General features: G+C 63.4%; 17 protein-coding genes and 1 tRNA gene. 7 read left to right on the plus strand and 11 right to left on the minus strand.

The window, feature by feature from the left end:
- Positions 1-28 precede the first annotated feature (28 nt).
- A tRNA-Arg gene (locus LB526_RS23455) sits at positions 29-105 on the minus strand.
- A gap of 133 nt (positions 106-238) precedes the next feature.
- Entirely contained in the window at positions 239-1,402 is a 1,164-nt protein-coding gene (locus tag LB526_RS23460; RefSeq protein ID WP_140692803.1) for a M20 aminoacylase family protein, read from the minus strand.
- A 220-nt stretch (positions 1,403-1,622) separates the two neighbouring features.
- On the opposite strand from LB526_RS23460, the gene LB526_RS23465 reads away from it, so the two are divergent.
- Together LB526_RS23465 and LB526_RS23470 are read left to right on the plus strand one after the other, a co-directional pair.
- A complete protein-coding gene (locus LB526_RS23465) occupies positions 1,623-2,789 on the plus strand; it encodes a D-alanyl-D-alanine carboxypeptidase family protein (RefSeq protein ID WP_224629987.1) in 1,167 nt (388 codons plus the stop codon).
- An 8-nt stretch (positions 2,790-2,797) separates the two neighbouring features.
- The gene (locus LB526_RS23470; RefSeq protein WP_224629988.1) at positions 2,798-3,904 is read left to right on the plus strand and encodes a CobW family GTP-binding protein; all 1,107 of its coding nucleotides are present in this window, start codon (positions 2,798-2,800) and stop codon (positions 3,902-3,904) included.
- Here LB526_RS23470 and LB526_RS23475 read toward each other — a convergent pair.
- The 5 genes from LB526_RS23475 to LB526_RS23495 form a co-directional block, all read right to left on the minus strand.
- Positions 3,901-4,158, minus strand: coding sequence for a sulfurtransferase TusA family protein (locus LB526_RS23475; protein ID WP_095767426.1), 258 nt, complete (start codon positions 4,156-4,158; stop codon positions 3,901-3,903). The genes LB526_RS23470 and LB526_RS23475 overlap by 4 nt on opposite strands.
- A gap of 9 nt (positions 4,159-4,167) precedes the next feature.
- A complete protein-coding gene (locus tag LB526_RS23480) occupies positions 4,168-5,466 on the minus strand; it encodes a murein L,D-transpeptidase family protein (RefSeq protein ID WP_224629989.1) in 1,299 nt (432 codons plus the stop codon).
- 220 nt (positions 5,467-5,686) lie between these two features.
- Positions 5,687-6,637 (minus strand): acetyl-CoA carboxylase carboxyltransferase subunit alpha, encoded by a 951-nt coding sequence (locus tag LB526_RS23485; protein ID WP_140843171.1) that lies wholly within the window; start codon positions 6,635-6,637, stop codon positions 5,687-5,689.
- 100 nt (positions 6,638-6,737) lie between these two features.
- The gene (locus LB526_RS23490; RefSeq protein WP_224629990.1) at positions 6,738-7,652 is read right to left on the minus strand and encodes a site-specific tyrosine recombinase XerD; all 915 of its coding nucleotides are present in this window, start codon (positions 7,650-7,652) and stop codon (positions 6,738-6,740) included.
- Positions 7,653-7,687: 35 nt separating this feature from the next.
- Positions 7,688-7,840: a hypothetical protein gene (locus LB526_RS23495; protein ID WP_042643428.1), complete on the minus strand. Its 153-nt coding sequence runs from the start codon at positions 7,838-7,840 to the stop codon at positions 7,688-7,690.
- A gap of 190 nt (positions 7,841-8,030) precedes the next feature.
- Here LB526_RS23495 and LB526_RS23500 point away from each other — a divergent pair, with 190 nt between their 5' ends.
- From LB526_RS23500 to LB526_RS23510, 3 genes are read left to right on the plus strand one after another with little or no spacing between them, the layout of a single operon-like run.
- Complete coding sequence (locus LB526_RS23500; RefSeq protein ID WP_224545650.1) at positions 8,031-8,660, plus strand: shikimate kinase; 630 nt, start codon at positions 8,031-8,033, stop codon at positions 8,658-8,660.
- The gene (gene aroB, locus LB526_RS23505; RefSeq protein ID WP_224629991.1) at positions 8,657-9,802 is read left to right on the plus strand and encodes a 3-dehydroquinate synthase; all 1,146 of its coding nucleotides are present in this window, start codon (positions 8,657-8,659) and stop codon (positions 9,800-9,802) included. The genes LB526_RS23500 and aroB overlap by 4 nt, the downstream gene beginning before the upstream one ends.
- Positions 9,799-10,692 (plus strand): HlyC/CorC family transporter, encoded by an 894-nt coding sequence (locus LB526_RS23510; RefSeq protein ID WP_224545652.1) that lies wholly within the window; start codon positions 9,799-9,801, stop codon positions 10,690-10,692. Before aroB ends, LB526_RS23510 begins: the two co-directional genes overlap by 4 nt.
- 25 nt (positions 10,693-10,717) lie before the next feature.
- Here the strand turns inward: LB526_RS23510 and LB526_RS23515 are convergent, their stop codons facing one another.
- The 3 genes from LB526_RS23515 to LB526_RS23525 are packed head-to-tail and all read right to left on the minus strand — an operon-like array spanning position 10,718 to position 15,573.
- Positions 10,718-12,265 carry a SpoVR family protein gene (locus LB526_RS23515; RefSeq protein ID WP_095767433.1) on the minus strand — a complete coding sequence of 516 codons (1,548 nt, stop codon included), beginning with the start codon at positions 12,263-12,265 and terminating at the stop codon, positions 10,718-10,720.
- Positions 12,266-12,293: 28 nt separating this feature from the next.
- Positions 12,294-13,604 carry a YeaH/YhbH family protein gene (locus LB526_RS23520; protein ID WP_095767434.1) on the minus strand — a complete coding sequence of 437 codons (1,311 nt, stop codon included), beginning with the start codon at positions 13,602-13,604 and terminating at the stop codon, positions 12,294-12,296.
- A 19-nt stretch (positions 13,605-13,623) separates the two neighbouring features.
- The gene (locus LB526_RS23525) at positions 13,624-15,573 is read right to left on the minus strand and encodes a PrkA family serine protein kinase (protein ID WP_140845861.1); all 1,950 of its coding nucleotides are present in this window, start codon (positions 15,571-15,573) and stop codon (positions 13,624-13,626) included.
- Between the two features lie 276 nt (positions 15,574-15,849).
- Between LB526_RS23525 and LB526_RS23530 the strand changes: the two genes are divergently transcribed.
- Complete coding sequence (locus LB526_RS23530; protein WP_224629992.1) at positions 15,850-16,656, plus strand: alpha/beta hydrolase; 807 nt, start codon at positions 15,850-15,852, stop codon at positions 16,654-16,656.
- Positions 16,657-16,660: 4 nt separating this feature from the next.
- On the opposite strand, the gene LB526_RS23535 is transcribed toward LB526_RS23530, so the two are convergent.
- Positions 16,661-16,963 (minus strand): BolA family protein, encoded by a 303-nt coding sequence (locus tag LB526_RS23535; protein WP_095767436.1) that lies wholly within the window; start codon positions 16,961-16,963, stop codon positions 16,661-16,663.
- 136 nt (positions 16,964-17,099) lie between these two features.
- Here LB526_RS23535 and LB526_RS23540 point away from each other — a divergent pair, with 136 nt between their 5' ends.
- A complete protein-coding gene (locus LB526_RS23540; RefSeq protein ID WP_095767437.1) occupies positions 17,100-17,723 on the plus strand; it encodes a J domain-containing protein in 624 nt (207 codons plus the stop codon).
- Positions 17,724-17,812 lie beyond the last annotated feature (89 nt).

Genomic DNA, 17,812 nt, shown 5'->3' on the forward strand with positions numbered 1-17,812 from the left:
GACCTGCTCGCCAAGCCATTGAAAAACTTGGTGATCCCGACAGGAATCGAACCTGTGACCTACAGATTAGGAATCTGCCGCTCTATCCTACTGAGCTACGGGACCACGCGGCCCGACACATAAACGCTTCGGGCCGGTTCGCCAAGGGGCATGGAGACCTCCCCTTTGGCTGTAACTCATCTCGGTGGGCCGCGCCAGCCAAGCCGTATGGCGGAACGTCGCCTTCGCCTGCGTGCGCTCAGGCGGCGAGCGCGGTCTCGGCCAGCTTCACCCAATAGCTCATGCCGTGCGGGATGACCTCGTCGTTGAAGTCGTAGGCCGGGTGATGCAGGCCGGCCGAGTCGCCGTTGCCGATGAAGATGAAGGCGCCGGGGCGCGCTTCCAGCATATAGGAGAAATCCTCGCCGCCCATCACCGGCTGGATGGCGCGGTGGACATGGCTGTCGCCGGCGATGTCGGCGGCGATATCGCCCGCAAACACGGTTTCCTCCGCATGGTTGAAGGTGACAGGGTAGTTGGCGTCGTAATCGACCTCGATGGTGGCGCCGAAGGCGGAGGCGAGGCCGGCGCAGAGTGCGCGAATGCGCTCTTCCGATTTCTTGGCCACTTCTTTCTTCAGCGTGCGCACGGTGCCGGCGATCTCGGCGCTTTCGGGGATGACGTTATAGGCGTCGCCGGCGTGGAACTTCGTCACCGACACCACCACGGATTCGACCGGATCGGTGCTGCGCGAGGCAATGGTTTGCAGCGCGCCGACCAACTGGCTGGCGATGACGATCGGGTCGATCGTGCCGTGCGGCATCGCGGCATGGCCGCCGCGGCCCTTGACGGTGATGGTGAATTCGGCGGTCGCGGCCATGATCGGGCCGGGCTTGATGGCGAACTGGCCGACCGGCAGGCCCGGCATATTGTGCATGCCGAATACCTTTTCGATGTCGAAGCGCTCCATCATGCCGTCCTTGACCATTTCGTTGCCGCCGCCGCCGCCTTCCTCGGCCGGCTGGAAGATCACCGCCACGGTGCCAGCGAAATTGCGCGTCTCGGCCAGATATTTGGCGGCGCCCAAGAGCATGGCGGTGTGGCCGTCATGGCCGCAGGCATGCATCTTGCCGCGCACGGTCGAGGCCCACGGCTTGCCGGTGATCTCGTCGATCGGCAGCGCGTCCATATCGGCGCGCAGCCCGATGGTCGGGCCATCGCCCTTGCGGCCGCGGATGATGCCGACGACGCCGGTCTTGCCCAGTCCCGTCACCACCTCGTCGCAGCCGAAGGCCGTCAGCTTCTCGGTGACGAAACCGGCGGTCTGGAAGACGTCGAAATTCAACTCCGGTGTCTGGTGCAGATGTCGTCGCCAGCCGGCAACTTCTTCCTGCATTTGCGCGGCGCGGTTCAGAATCGGCATGGTCGGTCCATCTCTTGGTTGACTGGCGGCAGTCGGTTCAGGGCCACTGCTCAGCAATTGTGAATATATGGCACTTTGCCATTTTGGCGTCACATAGGGTAAATAGCACCGCAACAATGCGGCCCGGGATCGAGGGTCGGGTCGCATTATGCTGGCGATGGGTAACGAAATCTTACGGAGCCAGCGGCGATCACGGCAAGAGGCGATTTCGGATTTGATCATGCGGCAAAGGCATTTCCTCAACCTGTTGCTGGCAGGCGCGCTGGCGCTTCCGGTGCTTGCCGGCACGGCGCGCGCCAATCCGGTCGTGCTTTTCGACTTGAAGAGCGGCACTGTGCTGGAGCACCAGGACGCGTTCAAGCGCTGGTATCCGGCCTCGCTCAGCAAGCTGATGACCGCCTATGTCGCCTTCCGCGCGATCCAGGCCGGCGAGGTGGCGCTCGATTCGCCGATCAAGGTGACGAAGCATTCGGCCGGCGAGCCGCCGAGCAAGATGGGCTTCAAGCCGGGTTCGGTGATGCGGCTCGACAATGCGCTGAAGATGATGCTGGTCAAGTCGGCCAACGACATAGCCATGGCAGTCGGCGAGAATATCGGCGGGTCGCAGGCCGCGTTCGCCGATCGCATGAACGCCGAGGCGGCCCGGCTCGGCATGGTGGGCACGCATTTCGTCAATCCGAACGGGCTCTATTCGCCGGACCAGTATACGACCGCGCGCGACCTTGCCGTGCTGGTGACGGCGTTGCGCAATGATTTTCCGCAATATGCCCCGTGGTTCTCGATCGAAGGCCTTGCCGTCGGCAAGAAGGCGCTCCCGAACTACAATCTCCTGATCGGCCGCTATCCCGGCGCCGACGGCATGAAGACAGGCTTCGTCTGCTCTTCTGGCTTCAACATGATCGGCTCGGCGACGCGCAACGGGCGCACGCTGGTCGCCGTGGTGCTGGGCGAAAAATCGGCGGTCAGCCGCGCCGAAGCGGCGGCAAAGCTGCTCGACCAGGGTTTTGAGAAGCCGGCGGCGGGTTCGACCACGCTGGCCGCTCTCAAGCCCTATGGCGACACGCTGTCACCCAACGACATGCATGACGAGATCTGCGCGAAAAAGCCGAAGGCGGAGCAGTCGGAGGCGGTGCCCGAGGTTGCCGCCAAGAATAAACCGAAATCGCCCTATCAGGTGAAGCTTGCCCATCCCACGCTCATCGCAGTCGGCCTCGGCGGCGCCACGGGACCTGCGCCCAAGGCGTTCGTCGACCAGACCGACCAGAACTATGCTGATGTGCCGCTGCCGGTCTGGCGGCCGGACAGGCCGGCGCCGCCTGGCGCCGAGCCGCTGGCGACCGCCGCTGCCGGAGCGCAGGGCGACCAGCCCGTCAAAGCTGCCAACTAGGCAAACCAATGAGTGGCTTTCCCATCCCTGTTTCGGTGCTCACCGGCTTTCTCGGCGCCGGCAAGACGACGCTGCTCAATCGGCTGCTCAAGGATCCGGCGCTTGCCGATACGGCGGTGATCATCAACGAGTTCGGCGAGGTGGCGATCGACCATCTGCTGGTGGAGCAGGCTTCGGACGGCATCATCCAGCTTTCCGACGGCTGCCTCTGCTGCACGGTGCGCGGCGACCTGGTCGATACGCTCGCCGATCTGGTCGACCGGCTGCAGACCGGCCGTATCGCGAAATTGGCCCGTGTCGTCGTCGAGACGACGGGCCTGGCCGATCCGGCACCGGTGCTGCAGTCGATCATGGCGCATCCGGCGCTGGTGCAGGCGTTCCGGCTTGACGGCGTCATCACGCTGGTCGACGCCGTCAACGGCGAGGCGACGCTCGACACCCATGTCGAGGCGGTGAAACAGGCCGCGGTGGCCGACCGCGTCGTGCTGACCAAGACCGATCTTGTGGACGCGGCCGCAGTCGAGGCGTTGCGGGCAAGGCTCAAGCAGATCAATCCGGGCGCCGTCGTGCTCGATGTCGAGGAGGCCGGCGCCGCGGCGCTGTTCAATTGCGGGCTCTACGACCCTCAGTCCAAGTCCGCCGACGTGCGGCGCTGGCTTGGCGAGGAGGCGGCGCACGACCATGATCACGACCATCACCACCATGACGGCGACCATGGTCCCCACCACCATCATGAGCATCGCCACGACACGCGCGTGCGCTCGCACTCGCTTGTCCATGACGGCCCGGTGCCGTTCTCGGCGATCGAGATGTTCCTCGATCTCCTGCGCTCGACGCATGGCGAGAAACTCCTGCGCATGAAGGGCGTCATCGAACTCGCGGAGGATCCCTCGCGGCCGCTGGTCATCCACGGCGTGCAGAAGATCCTGCATCCGCCGGCGAGACTGCCGGCCTGGCCCGACGGCCAGCGCGGAACCAGGCTGGTGCTGATCACGCTCGACATGCCGGATGACTATATCCAGCGGCTGTTCGCGGCCTTCACCAACAAGCCGTCGATCGACACGCCGGACCGCGCGGCGCTGGAAGCCAATCCGCTCGCGATTGCCGGGCTTTAAGCTGAAGCAAGCAGGTCAGCCGCGTTGCCGCGTTCGACCAGGAAGCGGTGGCCGCCAGTGACGGCCGCCGTCTCGAGCAGCTGATGGCCGGCATCGGCGCAGAAGGCCGGGATGTCGATCACCGCCAGCGGATCGGTAGTTTCGAGCCACAGCCGGGCGCCGGGTCGCATCGCAGCCAGCCGCTTGCGAGCCTTCAGCACCGGCAACGGACAGTTCAGTCCCTTGAGATCGTAGATGGCGGGCGGCTTTGCCAAGCGGAAGTCTCAGCCGCCGAACATGCCGAGAAGCTTCTTCTTCAGCTTCGACACGGTGCCCTGGTCGGCGTCGGCGGCGGCCTGCGTTTCCTGCGCTGGCTGGGCGGGCGCGGCCTCGACGCCAGCGGTGACGACCGGCTGCTGCGCCGCCTGCTTGGCGGCCTCCTTCTCGGCCAGCGCCTGCGCCCTTGCCTCTACCTTGGCGGCCTTGGCCGCCTCGATCGCGGCCAGGCGCTGCTCTTCGGCCTTGCGCTTGGCTTCCTTTTCCGCGTCGGCTGCCGCCATCTTGCGGCCGAGCGGGGAATCGATGCGGCCCATGCGGGTCGTTTCGGTCACCGAGCCGTCGGAATTCAGCGACGGCGGGTCGATCGGCACGCGCTCGCCGCGGGCGCGGCGCTTCGACCAGTCGGAAACGATGCTCGCTTCCTTGATGCCGGCAATCGTCGGCTTCGGCGGCGGCGTGCTGGAATTGACGGCTGCTTTGAAGGCCGCGTCATAACGCTTCTCGTAGTCGGCGTAGGCCGTTTTCAACGAGTCAGGCTGCATGGTCGCGGGGCAGGGGCCGGTCGGGTCGAAGGTCGTGCCTTCCGGCGCCACCTGGTTGAAGACGTAGCGCTTCTCGCAGACGTCGACCTTCGGCGGCACCTTGGTGATCTCGAAATTGTCGTAGCCGACCTTCAGCATCTTCCAGAACTCGTAGTTCGGGTCGTTGCGGTAGCGCGCCATGTTGGCGGCGGTCATGCGGAACGGAAAGGCCTGGATTTGGAACTCGGTCTGGCCGCCCTGGAAGGCGTCGCGGCCGAAGGCATAGATCTGCTCGATCTGGGCATCGGTCATCGAATAGCAGCCGGACGACGAGCAGGCGCCATGAACCATCAGGTTCTGGCCGGTGCGGCCGTTGGCGCGGTCATAGGCGTTGGGAAAGCCGATGTTGAAGGACAGATGGTAGTTCGAGCGCGGATTCATCTGCGAGGGACGCACCGTGTAGAAGCCTTCCGGCGCCTGGCGGTCGCCCTCGGTGTATTTGGGGCCGAGCTTTCCCGACCATTTGCAGATGTCGTAGGTGGCGACAAGATCGTAACGGCCATTGGTCTTGGCCTTCCAGATCTCGAGCTTGCCCTCCTCCTTGAAGATGCGCGCCATCACCGAGGAGGTGCGTACCATGCCCTTGGCCTTCATGTCGGCAAGGATCTTGTCGGGCAACGGCTTGTTGGCCTCCGGCGCGAAGTCCTTCATCGACGAATCGTTGCAGCCGGCGATGCCGATAGCGGCGATCAGGATTCCGGTGCGGGCAAGCTTGGCAAACATCGATACGGCTACGTCTCTTCTCTCGGGCCAACGGCCGTCGGCATGGCCGGGCCCATAGGCTGAACACCAGTGGACCGTAAGCCCGTTAACCTTGAAAATTCCTTACCGCAAGCCTTGGCAAACCCCTCACGGCGATTTCCATTGAGCCGAATCCGGCGGCATTTTTGTGGCGGAATTGCTTATTCCGGCCACAGTTGAACATCTTGCCGGACTTGAGAGGTCAGAGGCTGCGGCCCATCGCCAGGTATTTCTCGCGGCGCTGCTCGCGGAAATCGGTGTTGGCGCCGGCGAAATCCTTCATCGTCCTGGCGATGAGGTCGCCGGTCGAGGCAATCACCGTTTCCGGCGCGCGCTGGGCGCCGCCCATCGGCTCGGGAATGATGGCGTCGATGATCTTCATCTCGAGAAGATCCTGCGCGGTGATCTTCATGTTGGTCGCCGCGTCCTTCGAGCGCGTGGTGTCGCGCCACAGGATCGAGGCGGCGCCTTCGGGCGAGATCACCGAGTAGATGGCATGCTCCAGCATGTAGACGCGATTGGCGGTGGCGATCGCGATGGCGCCGCCGGAGCCGCCTTCGCCGATGACCACCGAGATCGACGGCACCTTCAGCGAAAGACAGGCCGAGGTCGAACGCGCGATCGCTTCGGCCTGGCCGCGCTCCTCGGCGCCGACGCCGGGATAGGCGCCAGCGGTGTCTACCAGCGTCAAAAGCGGGATCTGGAAGCGGTCGGCCAATTCCATCAGGCGCACCGCCTTGCGATAGCCTTCCGGCCGGACCGAGCCGAAATTGTGCTTGATGCGGCTTGCGGTGTCCGAACCCTTTTCCTGGCCGATGATCGCTACCGGCTCGCCGCGAAAACGCGCGAAGCCGCCGACGATCGCCTGGTCGTCACCGAAATTGCGGTCGCCGGCTAAAGGCGTGAAATCGGTGAACAGCCCTTTGATGTAGTCGACACAATGCGGACGGTCGGGATGGCGCGCTACCTGCACCTTCTGCCAGGGCGTGAGCGCCTTGTAGAGGTCGCGCAACGCGTCGCGCGAGCGCTTTTCCAGCCTGCTGATCTCTTCGCCGACATCGACCGCCTCTCCGTTCTCGGCAAGCTTCTTCAGCTCAAGGATCTTGAGCTCCAGATCCTGCACCGGCTTTTCAAAGTCGAGGTAGTTGTACATGCTTGAGCGGACCGATCCGTCGGAAGGCAAATGGCTGGCGGAACCGCTGAAATGCCGGCTCCGGGCGGTGGAACGTCGCCCTCACATAGCGATATGAGGCCTAGTCGGCAAGCGGGTGATGATCGTTGACCAGCCGCACCAGCCGCTCCTCCAGCACATGGGTGTAGATCTGCGTGGTCGAGATGTCGGCATGGCCAAGAAGTTGCTGAACGGCTCTGAGATCGGCGCCGTTCTGCAGGAGATGGCTGGCAAAAGCATGGCGAAGCACATGCGGCGAGATCTTCGCCGACGCTATGCCGGACCGAGCGGCCAACCCCTTGAGATCGCGGGCGAAAACCTGCCGGGAGAGATGGCCGCTGTCGGAAGAGGCCGGAAACAGGAACGGGCTCTCGGCAAAGGCCGGCCGCTCGGCCCTTGCGGCGAGCCAGGCGCGCATGGCGGCGCGCGCCTTGGTCGAGAGCGGCACCATGCGTTCCTTGTCGCCCTTGCCGTGCACCATGAAGAAGCGATCGTCGCGCAACGCCACCGTGACCGGCAGGCCGACCAGTTCCGACACGCGCAAGCCCGTTGCGTAGAGCACTTCGACCAGCGCGTGCAGGCGCAACGCGGCCAACCTGTCGCCGTCCGGCCCGGATTCTCCGGCTTCCTGCGCTGCCCGGTCGAGCAGGCGCCCGGTCTCGGCTTCGCTCATCGTCTTCGGCAGCGGCCGGCCCTTGCGCGGGCTGTCCAGCGTGCCGGTCGGGTCGTCGCCGCGCAGCCCTTCGGCATAGAGGAATTTGAAGAACTGGCGGATCGCCGACAATTTGCGCGCCTGCGAGGTCGGCGCGAAGCCGCGCGCGGCGATGTCGTCGAGATAGGCGCGGATGTCGGCCGATCCCGCGCCCGCCAGTCCGCCCTTGATCGCCTCGGAAGCATCCTCCAGGTCGCGGCGATAGGACGAGAGCGTGTTCTCGGCCGCGCCTCGCTCGGCGCTCATCATCTCGAGGAAGGCTTCGATGCGGGCGGCGCTGTTCATTCGGCCGGGATCAGCTCTTTGTCGGTGTTCGTGGGTCAGTTTTTCTTCGGGTTGAGCTTTTCAGCCGGAATGCGGATGCTCATTTCGGCCTTTTTCGGCTCCACGAACATCGCCAGCGCGAACATCGCGCCATAGGCAATGCCAGCAAGAACCGCCAGCGTCACGACGAAGCGAAACAAAGTCGGCATTCAATTTTCGCCCGTCTTGTTGTTCTGCTTTTCCAAAGCCCTGTGCCCTTATGGGACGCCGATCCGGCCAATTCAAGCAGGAAGGATTCTGGTGAACAGGAGGTTTTGCCGGGGAAGCTTCGCGGCCGTTTGTCCGGCCGTGCTTGACGCAAACAGGCTTTTGATGTCGATACGGCGCAAAGAGGCCCCGATGAACGCTCTGCCACCAAATCCGACGGACGAAGGCCGCGCCGCGCTGATCGAACGGCTCGGAAGCCGGTCGATCGTCTTCGTCGGACTGATGGGCGCCGGCAAGACCGCGATCGGCCGCAAGGTGGCGGCGATGCTGTCGTTGCCCTTCATGGACAGCGACCAGGAGATCGAAAGCGTCTCGCGCATGACGGTGCCGGAGTTGTTCGAGCGCTATGGCGAGCCGGAATTCCGCGCGCTGGAGCAGCGGGTGATCCTGCGTCTGCTGGAGAACGGACCGCAGGTGCTGTCGACCGGCGGCGGCGCCTTCATGAACGCGCAGACGCGCGAGGCGATTTCCGCGCATGGCATATCGGTCTGGCTGAAGGCCGATCTGGACCTGTTGATGGAGCGCGTTTCGAAGAAGCAGAACCGGCCGCTCTTGAAGAATCCCGACCCGCGTGGCGTGCTGGAGAAGCTGATGGGCGAGCGCTATCCGGTATATGCCATCGCCGACCTGACTGTGCCGACGCGCGACGACCGCAAGGAGATCATCGCCGGCGAAGTCGTCGCCGCGCTCTGCGCCCATCTTGGCATCGACGCGATCGCAACCGGCGCTACAAGCGCCACAACTGGCGAGATTCAGTCGTGAGCAATGCCGAACCGGTGAAGGTCGAGGTCGGACTCGGCGACCGCGCCTATGACATATTGATCGGTTCAGGATTGCTGGCGCGCTCCGGCGAGGAGATCGCGCGCCGGCTTCCCGGTACCCGCGCGGCCATCGTCACCGACGAAAATGTCGCCGCCGCACATCTCGACACGCTGAAGGCTGGGTTGGACAAAGGCGGCATCCAGTCCGCCGTCATCACGCTGCCTGCGGGCGAGAAGACCAAGAGTTTCGTCCATCTGGAGGAAGTGGTCGACGGCGTGCTCGCGGCAAGGCTCGAACGCCGCGACGTGGTGATCGCGCTCGGCGGCGGCGTCATCGGCGACCTTGCCGGCTTTGCTTCCGGCATTGTGCGCCGCGGTATGAATTTCGTGCAGATACCGACCTCGCTGCTGGCGCAGGTCGATTCTTCCGTCGGCGGCAAGACCGGCATCAATAGCGCGCGCGGCAAGAACCTCGTCGGCGTCTTCCACCAGCCCAGGCTGGTGCTTGCCGACACCCAGGTGCTCGACACGCTGCCGATCCGCGAGTTCCGCGCCGGCTATGCCGAGCTTGCCAAATACGGGCTGATCGACCGCCCGGCCTTCTTCGCTTGGCTTGAACAGAACTGGGGGCAAGTCTTTGCCGGCGGTCCGGCGCGGGTCGAGGCGATCGCCGAGGCCTGCCGCGCCAAGGCCGACGTCGTTGCCCGCGACGAGTTCGAGACCGGCGACCGCGCCTTGCTCAATCTCGGCCACACTTTCGGTCATGCGCTCGAAGCCGCCACGCAGTATGACGGGAGCCGGCTCGTCCATGGCGAGGGCGTCGCCATCGGCATGGCGCTGGCGCACCGCTTCTCGGCGCGTCTCAACCTGGCGAGCCCGGACGACGCGGAGCGCGTCGAAGCGCATCTGCGCGCCGTCGGCCTGCCCTGGCGAATGGCCGACATTCCAGGCGAGCTGCCGGATGCCGAGGCCTTGCTCGGCTTCATTACCCAGGACAAGAAGGTCTCGCGCGGCGCACTGACCTTCATCCTGACGCGCGGCATCGGCCAGGCTTTCATCGCCAAGGACGTGCCGTCCTCGGAAGTGCTCTCCTTCCTCAAATCGAGCCATCCCGGGTGGCTCGAGGTGAGCCATCCCGGATGAACGGCGCCGGCTGGATCGTCGCCGCCGTCCTTGCCGCCATCGTGCTTTTGGCGATTTTCTTCCGCGCCCGGTTGCTTGCCGCTTGCGGCTATGCGCTGCGGCCGATCGAGCCGCCGCAGCGGTCCGAGCGCAACGGCAAGGATGAAGACGGCGACGAACCCCGGCGCGAGGGCACGGCGGCCGAGGAGCGCAATCGGCTTGAGGGCCTGTTCGACCTCGACGAGCTCGAAGTGTCGGATGTCATGGTCCACCGCACCAATATGCGCTCGGTCAATGCCGACAATGCGCCGGAAGCGGTGGTGCGCGAGATCCTGCAGAGCCCGCACACCCGCATGCCGCTGTGGAAGGGCTCGCTCGACAACATCGTCGGCGTGTTGCATGCGAAGGATCTGCTGAGGGCCCTCAACGAGGTCGGCAACGATTTTTCGCGGATCGACGTCATGAAGATCGCGGCCAAGCCGTGGTTCGTGCCGGACACCACCACCTTGCAGGAGCAGCTCAACGCCTTCCTGCGGCGCAAGGCGCATTTCGCCATCGTCGTCGACGAGTATGGCGAGGTCGAAGGGCTGGTGACGCTGGAAGACATCATCGAGGAGATCGTCGGCGAGATCGCCGACGAGCACGACATCGACATGCAGGGTGTCAAGAAAGAGGCCGACGGCTCGGTCGTCGTCGACGGCACGGTGCCGATCCGCGATTTGAACCGCGCGCTCGACTGGGACCTGCCCGACGAGGAAGCCACGACGATCGCCGGCCTCGTCATCCATGAGACGCAGTCGATCCCTGAGGAGAAGCAGGCCTTCACCTTCCACGGCAAGCGTTTCGTGGTGATGAAGCGCGAGAAGAACCGCATCGCCAGATTGAGGATACGTCCCGCCAGCGAGGGCTAAGGCGTGCCGATGTCCGGCGATGCCCTCAAAGTTCCTTGGTCCAACGCTCGCTGAGTATCGCGCCGGTACCGGCATCGATTGCCGCCAGGCTGACATCATAGCCCCAGAGGTTGCGGATATGGCGCAGCGTCGCGTCGCGGCTCTGGCCCTCGAGCATGACGCCATCCTTGACCGTGTGCTGGAGCCGCAGATGCCGGTCGCCGAGCAGGTCGACGTCAACCACCTGGATGTCGGGACGGTTGGCGCCGATATCGTAGCTTTGCGCCAACGCCGACCTTATCTTGCCATAGCCGCGCTCATTGTGAATCGAGGCCACCTCATAGTGCGGCTCGTCGGCACCGTCGGCCAGCACGAAGAGCCGCCATTTGCGGATCAGCCTTGGGCTCAGATACTGCCGGATGAAGGATTCGTCGCGATGGTTGGCCCAGGCGTCGAGCAAGGTGTCGCGCCAGTCGCCGCGGCCGGCGATGTCGGGAAACCAGTCGCGGTCCTCGGCGGTCGGCGCGGTCGAGATGCGCTGGATGTCCTGCATCATGTCGAGACCCAGCGCATAAGGATTGATGCCGGAAAAGCGGGGGTCGTCATAGGCCGGCTGGAAGACCACGTTCGAGTGGTTGCGCAGGATTTCGAGCATGGCGCCTTCGCTGATGCGGCCACGGTCGAACAGCATGTTCATGAGCGTGTAATGCACGAAGGTCGCGCAACCTTCGTTCATCACCTGGGTTTGCCGCTGCGGATAAAAATATTGCGCGATGACGCGCACGATCCTGACGATCTCGCGCTGCCAGGGCTCGAGGACGAGACTGTTCTTTTCGAGGAAATAGAGCAGATTCTCCTCTGGCAGATTGAGCGATTTCTTCCGCTCGGCCGCGTCGTCGTCACCGGCTGTTTTGGTATCGCCACTCTCTTGCGAAGGCGGCAGTGTCCGCCAGAGATCGTTGAACGAACGCTCCTCGTATTCCAGGCGCTCGCGCAGCCCTTCGCGCTGCTGCTCGGACGACAGTCTCGGCGGCCGATGATAGCGGAACACACCCTGCTCCATCAGCGCGTGGGCCGAATCCAGGATTGCCTCCACGGCCGCCATGCCATGCCGTTCCTCGCATCGGGCTATGTAGCTCTTGGCAAAATCCAGATAGCTCAGGATGCCGCCGGCGTCCGTCCATTGCCGGAAAAGGTGATTGTTCTTGAAGAAATGGTTGTGTCCCAGCGCGGCATGCGCCGTCACCAAAGCCTGCAGGGCCATGGTGTTTTCTTCCATGAGGTAGACGATGCAGGGATTGGAGTTGATGACCAGTTCGTAGGCCAGACCGCGTGCGCCCTTGCGGTAGAGCAGTTCGTTATAGAGGAAGTGCTTGCCGAATGACCAATGCCGGTACATCAGCGGCATGCCCACCGACGAATAGGCGTCGAGCATCTGCTCGGAAGAAATGATCTCCATCTGCACCGGGTAGATGTCGAGGCGAAGCTCTTCGAGGCCGATCGCTTCGATCTCGTCATAGACCCGGGACAGCTTGTTGAAATCCCAGTCCGACCCGGAAAACAGCAATTCGGATTTGCGCGCCTGGCTGACCATCGGCCTATGTCCCTTCGAGCCTCAGTCCTCAAGCGCTCTTGCGCAGATCAGGTTGCCTGGCGAAGAGCTCGCGGAAGACCGGGTATATGTCGGCCGGCGCGGCGATGCGCCTCATCTGGAAATTCGGCCATTTTCCGTCGACGGCGTTGTAGGCGCGCCAGAGCGATGTGCCGTTCTCGGTCGAGCCGAAAATGTGGCTTTCCCGCTCGTCGATGATCTCCACATAGGCGAAATACTGGCAAAGCCGCATCAGCTTGCGGTCGAGCAGTTCTATGCAGCGCTCGGAATCGGTGGCGAAATTGTCGCCGTCGGAGGCCTGGGCGGCGTAGATGTTCCATTCGGCGACCGGGTAGCGTTCCTCGATGATGCGGTGCATTTCCTCGAGCGCGGTGGAGACGACCGTGCCGCCGCTTTCGGTGTGGTAGAAGAACGTATGCTCGTCCACCTCCTTGGCTTCGTGGGTGTGGCGGATGAAGACGACCTCGGTGCGTTCGTAGCGCCGTGTCAGAAACAGATGCAGCAGCACGAAGAAGCGTTTGGCCAGATCCTTCTCGCGCTCTCCCATCGAGCCGGAGACGTCCATCAAACAGAACATCACCGCGCTGGCGTTCGGAACCGGCTGGGGATCGAAGCGATTGAACCGGATATCGACCGGATCGACATAGGCAATTCGCCTGCGCCTGCGCTCGATCCGGTCGAACTCCTCGCGCAGGGCAGCGATGCGTTCGCTCATAGCCGTGCTTGCCGGCTTCGCTTCAAGCTCGGCAATCTGCAGGGCGATTGCGTCCAACTCCGCCTGCTTGGGGCGTCTGAGCGCGATGCGGCGCCCATGGCTGTTGCGCATCGTGCGCCCGACATTGATGTTGGTCGGCGCTCCGCTTGCCGTGAAGCCTGCCCGTCTCGGCTTGAAGCTCAGTATCTGCTTGAGATTGAGCTTGACCAGATCCGGCAGTTCGAGGTCCTCGAAGAAAAGGTCGAGCACTTCCTCGCGTGACAGCACAAAGCGGAAGTCGTCTTCGGATTCCGTGGTCCCTGGAGCCGATCCGTAGCCTCCGCCGCCGCCCGGTTTGGAGATAAGATCGCCAGGGCTGAATGTCCTGTTGCCGGGCAGGATGTGCTGGCGCCTGCCGCTTTCCTTGTCGTCGCCGAAGGTCGGTTCGCTGGTGCCCTTGCGAGGCATCGGCACGGCATGCTCGCGGTCAATGTCGGCGATACGACCTGTCCGGACGTGGTCGCGGATGCTGCGCTTGAGCTCATCACGGGCGCGCCGGAGGAAGCGCTGGCGATTGCCCAGGCTCTTGTCCTTCGGGTTCAGGCGGCGGTCGATGAAGATCGGCATGGAACCGTCCCGGCTTTGCTCAACCCGCCTTGTTCACGCGCATATACCAGTCGACCAGCCGGCGAACCTGCCGCTGGGTGTAGCCGCGTTCCACCATACGCTGCACGAATTCGTTGTGCCGCTTCTCCGTGACGCTGTCCTGCTTGGAGCCGAAGCTGATCACCGGCAGCAGGTCCTCGACCTGGCCGAACATGCGCTTCTCGATGACCTCGCGAAGCTTTTCATAGCTCGTCCAGGAGGGATTGCGGCCATGGTTGCGCGCCCGGGCACGCAAGGTGAATTTGACCACTTCGTTGCGGAAGTCCTTGGGGTTGGCGATGCCGGCCGGTTTTTCGACCTGCGACAATTCCTTGTCCAGCACCTCGCGGTTGAGGATCTGGCCGGTGTCGGGGTCCTTGTAGTCCTGATCCTCGATCCAGGCGTCGGCATAGGCGATGTAGCGGTCGAAGAGGTTCTGACCGTACTCGCTGTAGGATTCCAGATAGGCCTTCTGGATCTCATGGCCGATGAACTCGGCATAGCGCGTCGCGAGTTCCGACTTGATGAATTCCAGGAAGGCGGCCTCCGTTTCCTTCGGGAATTGCTCGCGCTTGATGGCCTCCTCGAGGATGTACATCAGGTGCACGGGATCGGCCGCCACCTCCTTGGTGTCGTAGTTGAACGTCTGCGACAGGATCTTGAAGGCAAAGCGCGTGCTGACCCCGGTCATGCCCTCGTCGACGCCGGCGGCGTCGCGATATTCCTGGACCGACTTGGCCTTGGGGTCGATCTCCTTGAGGTTCTCGCCGTCATAGGCGCGCATCTTGGTGTAGAGCGGCGAGTTCTCGTGCTCGGCAAGGCGGGTCGAGACGGTGAAGCGGCTGAGGATGTCCAGCACTTCGGGCGCGCAGGGGCTGTTTGCCAGCTCGCTCTCGCGCAGCAGCTTCTCGTAAATGTGCCTCTCCTCGGTAACACGAAGGCAATAGGGAACCTTGACCACGAGGATGCGGTCGAGGAAGGCTTCGTTGTTCTTGTTGTTCTTGAACTGCTGCCATTCCGATTCGTTGGAATGGGCCACGACGATGCCCTGATAGGGGAAGGCACCGAAATTCTCGGTGCCGTTGTAGCTGCCTTCCTGGGTTGCCGTCAGCAATGGGTGCAGGACCTTGATGGGCGCCTTGAACATCTCGACGAATTCGAGCAGCCCTTGCGTGGTCCGGTTGAGGCCGCCGCTGTAGGAGTAGGCGTCCGGGTCGGACTGGCTGAAGTGCTCCAACTGCCTGATGTCGACCTTGCCGACCAGGGCCGAGACATCCTGGTTGTTCTCGTCGCCGGGCTCGGTCTTGGCGATGGCGATCTGGCGCAGCCGCGACGGCATCAGCTTGACCACGCTGAATTTGGAGATGTCGCCCGACAGTTCGTCGAGGCGCTTGGCCGCCCAGGGCGAAATCAATCCGTTCAGGCGGCGGCGGGCGATGCCGTATTTATCCTCCAGCAGATCGCCCATGCGATCGGGATGGAAAAGGCCGAGCGGCGATTCGAAGACCGGGCTGATCTTGTTGCCGACCTTGAGCGTGTAGATCGGGCGCTCCTCCATCAGCTTCTTCAGCCGTTCGGCCAGTGAGGATTTGCCGCCGCCGACCGGGCCAAGGAGATAGAGGATCTGCTTGCGCTCCTCGAGGCCCTGCGAGGCATAGCGGAAATATCCGGCGATGCGCTCGATCGTATCCTCCATTCCGTAGAAATCGGAGAAGGAGGGATAGATCTTGATGGTGCGGTTGGAGAAAATGCGGCCGAGCCGCTCGTCCTTGCTGGTGTCGACCAGGTTCGGCTCACCGATCGCCTCGACCATGCGTTCGGGCGCCGACGCATACATGGATTTGTCTTCGCGGCAGGCCAGGAGATATTGCTGCAGGCTGATCTCTTCCTGAGCCGCGTTGGAATAAATCTCCGAAAACAGATCGAAGACGTCTGATTGGTTCTCGCGCATGGTGCTTTGCCTCGGAGCCGGTGGGCTGCCAATCGGCTCATCGCTGCATCAACTGCCGGAAAGCACTGTTTGTTCCCTTCACACGAAGGATAGCGCATGCAATCTGGCATTGACCCGGGGGATACCCGACGCGGCCGAAAATGCTCGCCCGAGAAATACGTGGTGATTGCCGGCGGAGCTTCAAGGTCCTGATTTGGTTTGCTGCCCACAAGTTGTCATTATTGATCCAATCGAGGTGCGCGGCGCGCTTGCGCCGCAACCTGGCCGGAGATGACGATGATCGATCGACGCGGCTTCATCGCGGCATCCCTGGGGGCGCTGCTGCCGGCAGGTGCGTCAGCCGCCAGGCGTCCGGGCCGGCAGGCACCGCAAACCCTCGATTACGGTCCGGCCAAGCTCGATGTCTACGCGCCGGACGGCGTAAACAACCTGCCGGTGGTTTTCTTTGTCCATGGCGGCGCCTGGCGGTTCGGCAAACGCGGCCAGGTCGGCTCAAAGCCGGACTTCCTGCTCGCCAATGGCTTCGTGTTCGTCTCGATCGATTACCGCATGCTGCCGGAAGCCGATGTCGCCACCCAGGCCGGCGACGTCGAAAAGGCCTACGGCTATGTGCGCGCCAACATTGCCCGATACGGCGGCGATCCCAGTCGCATCGTCGGCATGGGCCATTCGGCCGGGTGCCATCTCATCGCGCTGACCGGCATGCGCGGCGGGTTGCCCGGCGTCGCCGCGCTGATCCTGGACGATACCAGGGCCTATGATCTTGCGGCGCTTTCCAGGAATGGCGGCATGATGGGCGCCTATGCGCGCGCCTTTCCCGACCCGACACAATGGGCGGCGCTATCGCCGTCGACCCATGTCGACGGCAGGAAACATCCGCCGACCTTCATCGCCTATTCGCGCGCGCCCGGGCGAGCCGAAGCGTCGAAGGCTTTCGCGGAACGCCTGCGCGCCACCGGCGCCAAGGTCACGTTGTTCGACGGCAGCGCCTATACGCACATGTCGATCAATCGCGATTTCGGCCAGGACGGCGACGCCTTGACCGCGGCTGTGTTGGCCTTCCTCAAGGCGAGCGTCGGCTGAGAGCTTACCAGCGCGTCTTCTCGCCGGGTGCCGCCGGCTCGATCGCCAGCGCATGCACGCCGGCTTTCAGTTCGTCCGCGAGCAATTCGTTGACGGCACGGTGGCGCTCGATGCGAGCCATGCCGGCAAAGCTCGGCGAAACGATGCGAACGCGAAAATGCGTCTCGCCGGCGCCGTCGAACGTCGCGTGGTGGCCGGACTCGACGTGATGATGACCGGCGTGAAGGTGGCTCTCATTGATGACCGCTAGCCGTTCGGGCGAAAATGCCGCTTTCAGCTTGTTTTCGATTGTCGACTGTATGGACATCCGGGTTTCCCTTCCCCACATCTGCGGCATTGCCGCAAAATCTTGAATTTCGACCGCTTTTAAGCCGCGATTCAGCGGTTAGGGCGATCATCGGCGAAATGTCAATTCTTGTTTCGCACATGCGAACAGCCCATAAATGGGTGAGATGAAAGCGTACCCCAAATATTTCGAGAAAATTCGAATTCGGCCGGAGAAGGACGCGGAGCTGAAGTCGCGCGCCCCGATCTGCCAGTGGGACGGCTGCAACGAAGCCGGCACGCATCGCGCGCCGGTCGGGCGCCTCAAGGAGGGCGAGTATTTTCGCTTCTGCTTCGACCATGTGCGCGAATACAACAAGGGCTTCAACTACTTCTCCGGCGTGTCGGACACTGAGATCGCCCGCTTCCAGAAGGAGGCGCTGACCGGCCACAGGCCGACATGGCGCATGGGCGCCAATGGCGGCGGGACGCGCTCGGCGCCGGATTTCGCGCAGCAGCGTTCGGGGCGGGCCGGCTACTACAACCGCATGCGCGATCCCTTCAACCTGTTCAGCGGCGGAGCACGCGAGCCGCGCGAGCGCAAGGCAAAGCCACTTGAGGCCAAGGCGCTGGAAACGCTTGGCCTTGACACAAAGGCGACTGGTCAGGACATCAAGGCGCGCTATAAGGAACTCGTTAAGCGCCACCATCCGGATGCGAATGGCGGCGACAGAGGTTCGGAAGACCGGTTCCGCGATGTGCTGCAGGCCTATCGCGTGCTCAAGCAAGCAGGATTGTGCTGAGCGGCCCCACGGTACCAAGTCGTTTTTCCAACTTTCATATGGTTGGAAAAGGCTCTAAGACCGCCCCCGGACAAAATCGATTGCCGGCG

It is taken from the genome of Mesorhizobium sp. CA6 (assembly GCF_020165035.1).
GTDB lineage: Bacteria > Pseudomonadota > Alphaproteobacteria > Rhizobiales > Rhizobiaceae > Mesorhizobium.

Excerpts from the sequence above, each read along its gene's own strand:
- LB526_RS23540 (WP_095767437.1), top strand. The coding sequence starts at position 17,100 with ATGGGTGAGATGAAAGCGTACCCCAAATATTTCGAGAAAATTCGAATT.
- LB526_RS23465 (WP_224629987.1), top strand. The coding sequence starts at position 1,623 with ATGCGGCAAAGGCATTTCCTCAACCTGTTGCTGGCAGGCGCGCTGGCG.
- LB526_RS23530 (WP_224629992.1), top strand. The coding sequence starts at position 15,850 with ATGATCGATCGACGCGGCTTCATCGCGGCATCCCTGGGGGCGCTGCTG.
- LB526_RS23520 (WP_095767434.1), bottom strand. The coding sequence starts at position 13,604 with ATGCCGATCTTCATCGACCGCCGCCTGAACCCGAAGGACAAGAGCCTG.
- LB526_RS23470 (WP_224629988.1), top strand. The coding sequence starts at position 2,798 with ATGAGTGGCTTTCCCATCCCTGTTTCGGTGCTCACCGGCTTTCTCGGC.
- LB526_RS23500 (WP_224545650.1), top strand. The coding sequence starts at position 8,031 with ATGAACGCTCTGCCACCAAATCCGACGGACGAAGGCCGCGCCGCGCTG.
- LB526_RS23525 (WP_140845861.1), bottom strand. The coding sequence starts at position 15,573 with ATGCGCGAGAACCAATCAGACGTCTTCGATCTGTTTTCGGAGATTTAT.
- LB526_RS23485 (WP_140843171.1), bottom strand. The coding sequence starts at position 6,637 with ATGTACAACTACCTCGACTTTGAAAAGCCGGTGCAGGATCTGGAGCTC.
- LB526_RS23510 (WP_224545652.1), top strand. The coding sequence starts at position 9,799 with ATGAACGGCGCCGGCTGGATCGTCGCCGCCGTCCTTGCCGCCATCGTG.
- LB526_RS23460 (WP_140692803.1), bottom strand. The coding sequence starts at position 1,402 with ATGCCGATTCTGAACCGCGCCGCGCAAATGCAGGAAGAAGTTGCCGGC.
- LB526_RS23495 (WP_042643428.1), bottom strand. The coding sequence starts at position 7,840 with ATGCCGACTTTGTTTCGCTTCGTCGTGACGCTGGCGGTTCTTGCTGGC.
- LB526_RS23480 (WP_224629989.1), bottom strand. The coding sequence starts at position 5,466 with ATGTTTGCCAAGCTTGCCCGCACCGGAATCCTGATCGCCGCTATCGGC.
- LB526_RS23490 (WP_224629990.1), bottom strand. The coding sequence starts at position 7,652 with ATGAACAGCGCCGCCCGCATCGAAGCCTTCCTCGAGATGATGAGCGCC.
- LB526_RS23535 (WP_095767436.1), bottom strand. The coding sequence starts at position 16,963 with ATGTCCATACAGTCGACAATCGAAAACAAGCTGAAAGCGGCATTTTCG.
- LB526_RS23515 (WP_095767433.1), bottom strand. The coding sequence starts at position 12,265 with ATGGTCAGCCAGGCGCGCAAATCCGAATTGCTGTTTTCCGGGTCGGAC.